Below are 4130 nucleotides of genomic sequence, written 5' to 3' on the forward strand. Positions count from 1 at the left end.
TGGTGGGATCGGAGATGTTTAAAAAGGAAAGCCCCCAACCGCGGCAGCACCGCGATCGGCGAGGCGTCCCAGGGCAGGGCGTACGCGTCCTGCCCCTGGAGCAGGAAGGGCAGGGTCTTGGTGAAGAACAGCGTCGGGCTCGGCATCATCAGCGCGCCGGCCACCGAGAGCCCCAGCGGCACCAGCACGGCCGCGGCCAGTCCCCGCCACTGCCGGGCGAGCAGGAACAGCAGCCCGATCGGCACCAGCATCGGCTTGCAGGCGATCGCCAGCCCGACCACCAGCCCGGCCGCCGCCCACGACCGCCGGTGCGCGAGGAGCAGCGCCACCGGCAGCGCGGCCGCCGAGATGGCGGTCCAGTTCCCGATCAGCACGAGGTTCACGTACGGCTTGTAGGCGAGGGCGAACACCGCGAAAACGCCGACCGCGAAACGCGAGCGCAGCGGAACCGAGAACATCCGCAGCGCGGCCAGCCAGCCCGCGCCCAGCAGCGCCGACATCCCGACCGGCAGCACCCACTGCAGCAGCGTGCGCGGCAGCAGGGCCTCGGGAACCGCCATGATCACGGCGCTGGGGAGGTAGAGGAAGCGCTTGTCCTCGTACGGTGACCCGCCCGCGAGCAGCGTCTGCGCGGCCTTGACCACGAAGGCGTTGTCCGAGCCCCAGTTCGCCCGCAGGCTCGTGGAGACGCAGACCCCGAGGAGCACCGCGAGGGAGAGCACCTGCCAGGTGCGGGAGGCCGGCCTCAGCAGCCAGTCGATCAGCCGGCTCCCCGAGGTCCCGTTCCCCGGCGACCGTTCCCCGGGGGCGCCCGTCCCCGGGGCCTGGGTTCCGGAGCTCTGGTTCTCCCACTTCATCAGCCAGATGCTAGGCCGCAGCCCCACGACGCCTGCCCCTCACTCATCCGAGGGGGTGACGGTCTCCCCCTAGCGCTTGCGTTCGACTCTACGTTCGTCCCAGACGGGTTCCTGAGTCTCCCGCACAACACCGTCCGAACCGAAGACCAGGTAACGGTCAAAAGTGCGCGCGAACCACCGGTCGTGCGTGACGCACAGCACAGTCCCCTCGTACGCCTCCAGGCCGTCCTGGAGCGCCTCCGCGGACTCCAGGTCCAGGTTGTCCGTCGGCTCGTCCAGCAGCAGCGCCGTGGTCCCCGCCAGCTCCAGCAGCAGGATCTGGAAACGCGCCTGCTGGCCGCCCGAGAGCCTCTCGAACGGCTGGTCTCCCTGGCGCTCCAGTTCGTACCGGCGCAGCACGCCCATCGCCGCGCCGAGCGGCTTGGCCGCCTCCGTCCACAGGATGTCGACGAGGGTGCGGCCGAACAGCTCGGGGTGGGCGTGCGTCTGTGCGAAGTGGCCGGGGACCACCCGCGCGCCCAGCTTCCACGTGCCCGTGTGCTTGACGTCCTCGCCCGCCAGCAGCCGCAGGAAGTGCGACTTGCCGGAGCCGTTCGAGCCGAGCACCGCGACGCGCTCCCCGTAGAAGACCTCCAGCGAGAAGGGCTTCATCAGGCCCGTGAGCTCCAGGTTCTCCACGGTGAGGGCGCGTACGCCCGTACGGCCGCCCTTCAGCCGCATCCGGATCTCCTGCTCCCTCGGCGGCTCCGGCGGCGGCCCGGCCTCCTCGAACTTCTGGAAGCGGGTCTGCATCGCCCGGTACCGCGAGGCCATGTCGGGGCTGCTCGCCGCCTGGTTCCGCAGCCGCAGCACCAGGGCCTTCAGCCGGGCGTGCTCCTCGTCCCAGCGCCGCTTGAGCTCCTCGAAGCGCGCGAAGCGCTCCTTGCGGGCCTCGTGGTAGGTGGCGAAGCCGGAGCCGTGCACCCAGACGTCCGTGCCCATCGGGCTCGGCTCCAGGCTGACGATCTTCTCGGCGGCGCGGGACAGCAGCTCCCGGTCGTGCGACACGAACAGCACGGTCTTGCGGGTGGCCTTCAGCTGCTCCTCCAGCCACCGCTTGCCGGGGACGTCGAGGTAGTTGTCCGGCTCATCGAGCAGCAGCACCTCGTCCGGCCCGCGCAGCAGCGCCTCCAGCACGAGCCGCTTCTGCTCACCGCCCGAGAGCGTGCGGACCTCGCGGAACTGCGCCGAGTCGTACGGGATGGCCAGCGCGGCCATGGTGCAGACGTCCCACAGGGTCTCCGCCTCGTAGCCCTGGACGTCGGCCCAGTCGCTGAGCGCCTGCGCGTACGCCATCTGCGCGGCCTCGTCGTCGACCGTGAGGATCAGCTGCTCGGCCCGGTCCACGGCCAGCGCGGCCTCCCGGATGCGCGGCTGGGACACCGAGACCAGCAGGTCGCGCACGGTCGTCTCGTCCCGCACCGAGCCCACGAACTGCGACATCACGCCGAGCCCGCCGCTGACGGTGACCGCTCCGCCGTGCGGCTGGAGGTCACCGGAGATCAGCTTCAGCAGGGTGGTCTTGCCGGCCCCGTTCGCCCCCACGAGGGCGACCACCGAACCCTCCCCCACCCGGAAGGAGACGTCGGGGAGCAGGACCCGCCCGTCGGGAAGGTAGTACTCCAGGTGGCTGGCTTCGAGATGTCCCATGCCGCGCATTGTCCAGGTCCGGCCGCGATCCGCCCAAACGGATATCCGGCCCCGCGGCCCGGCCGGCGGCGGTCAGCAGCAGCCGGTGCCCGGCAGGGTCCGCACGTTGCGCGCTTCCTTGCTGCGGGCGGCCAGCAGCTCGTCCGCCGGGTAGCCGACCTCCTCGAGGGTCAGCCCGTGCGGCTTCACGACGTGCACCGAGGAGTCCCGTACGGCGGCGCGCAGGACCTTCCCCGGCCAGTCGGTGGGCCGGTGCCCGTCGCCGACGTGCAGCAGGGCGCCCACCAGCGAGCGGACCATGTTGTGGCAGAAGGCGTCGGCACGGACGGTCGCGGTGACGATCCCGTCCTCGGCGCGCTCCCAGCTGAGCTGCTGGAGCGTGCGGATGGTCGTGGCACCCTCGCGCTTCTTGCAGTACGCGGCGAAGTCGTGCTCGCCGAGCAGCGGGACGGCGGCCTCGTTCATGGCGTCCACGTCGAGGGGCCACTGGTGCCACAGGACGTGGCCGCGGCGCAGTGGGTCGACGCCGCCCTGGTGGTCGCCGACTCGGTAGGCGTAGCGGCGCCAGATGGCGGAGAAGCGCGCGTTGAAGCCCTCGGGGGCCTCGGCGACCTTCCACACCCGTACGTCGTGCGGCAGCCGGCCCGCGAGGCGGCGCAGCAGCTTGTCGTGGTGCTCGGCCCACACCTCCTCGGCGAGGTCGAACTGGGCGACCTGCCCGCGGGCGTGCACGCCCGCGTCGGTACGCCCGGCCACGGTCAGCTCAACCGGGTCGGGCAGCCGCATCACGGTCTGCAGGGCCGACTCCAGCTCGCCCTGGACGGTCCGCAGCACGCGCTGCTTCGCCCAGCCGGAGAAGTCCTTGCCGTCGTAGCTCAGGTCCAGCCGCACCCGGACGTGCCCGGGCTCCACCTCGTCACTCACGTGACAGATCCTCTCAGAGTCACCGAAATGCAGAACGGGCCCGCCCCGGGAAGGGGCGGGCCCGTTCAGAGCCGATCAAGCAAGCGTGATCCCGGGGGATCAGGCCTCCTTGGTCTCCTCGGCGGGGGTCTCGGTGGCCTCGGCCTTGGCCTCCGCCTCCTTCACCGCGCGCTTGGTGGCGGCCTCGGCCTCACCAGTGGCCTGCTGGGCGACCGTGAGGGCCTCGACCAGCTCGATCACGGCCATCGGGGCGTTGTCGCCACGACGGTTGCCGATCTTGGTGATGCGCGTGTAACCACCGGGGCGGTTCTCGTAGCGCGGGGCGATCTCGGTGAACAGCGTGTGCACGATGCTCTTGTCCGTGATCGTCTGCAGCACCAGGCGACGGTTGTGGATGTCGCCCTTCTTGGCCTTGGTGACCAGACGCTCGGCGTAGGGACGCAGGCGACGGGCCTTGGCCTCGGTGGTGGTGATGCGGCCGTGCTCGAAGAGCGCCTTCGCGAGGTTCGCGAGCAGGTGCTTCTCGTGCGCGGCGGAACCGCCCAGGCGGGCACCCTTTGCGGGACGCGGCATTGTTACTCCTTCAAATCTGCACCGGCCGTGTCAGGTACCGGAGTCAGTTCCCTCAGGCGGTCGCGAGAGGGGGGTGTGGGGGGCGTG

4 protein-coding genes are annotated in these 4130 nt (G+C 71.0%); all 4 read right to left on the bottom strand.

What is annotated here, in order from left to right; all coding sequences use genetic code 11:
• Positions 1–857, bottom strand: an 857-nt coding sequence (locus PV721_RS41795) for a glycosyltransferase family 87 protein (RefSeq protein WP_319733891.1), incomplete at its 3' end; no start/stop codon positions are given.
• Positions 858–926: 69 nt separating this feature from the next.
• Positions 927–2546 carry an ABC-F family ATP-binding cassette domain-containing protein gene (locus PV721_RS41800; RefSeq protein ID WP_416371288.1) on the bottom strand — a complete coding sequence of 540 codons (1620 nt, stop codon included), beginning with the start codon at positions 2544–2546 and terminating at the stop codon, positions 927–929.
• Between the two features lie 72 nt (positions 2547–2618).
• Positions 2619–3470: a tRNA pseudouridine(38-40) synthase TruA gene (gene truA / locus PV721_RS41805; protein WP_319733896.1), complete on the bottom strand. Its 852-nt coding sequence runs from the start codon at positions 3468–3470 to the stop codon at positions 2619–2621.
• 99 nt (positions 3471–3569) lie between these two features.
• Entirely contained in the window at positions 3570–4043 is a 474-nt protein-coding gene (gene rplQ, locus PV721_RS41810) for a 50S ribosomal protein L17 (protein WP_319733898.1), read from the bottom strand.
• Between the last annotated feature and the right edge of the window lie 87 nt (positions 4044–4130).

Origin of the sequence: Streptomyces sp. MB09-01 (genome assembly GCF_033794505.1) — a bacterium.
GTDB lineage: Bacteria > Actinomycetota > Actinomycetes > Streptomycetales > Streptomycetaceae > Streptomyces.

What these genes read in the sequence shown, in the direction of transcription:
- PV721_RS41800 (WP_416371288.1), bottom strand. Translation starts at nt 2,546, where the DNA reads ATGGGACATCTCGAAGCCAGCCACCTGGAGTACTACCTTCCCGACGGG.
- rplQ (WP_319733898.1), bottom strand. Translation starts at nt 4,043, where the DNA reads ATGCCGCGTCCCGCAAAGGGTGCCCGCCTGGGCGGTTCCGCCGCGCAC.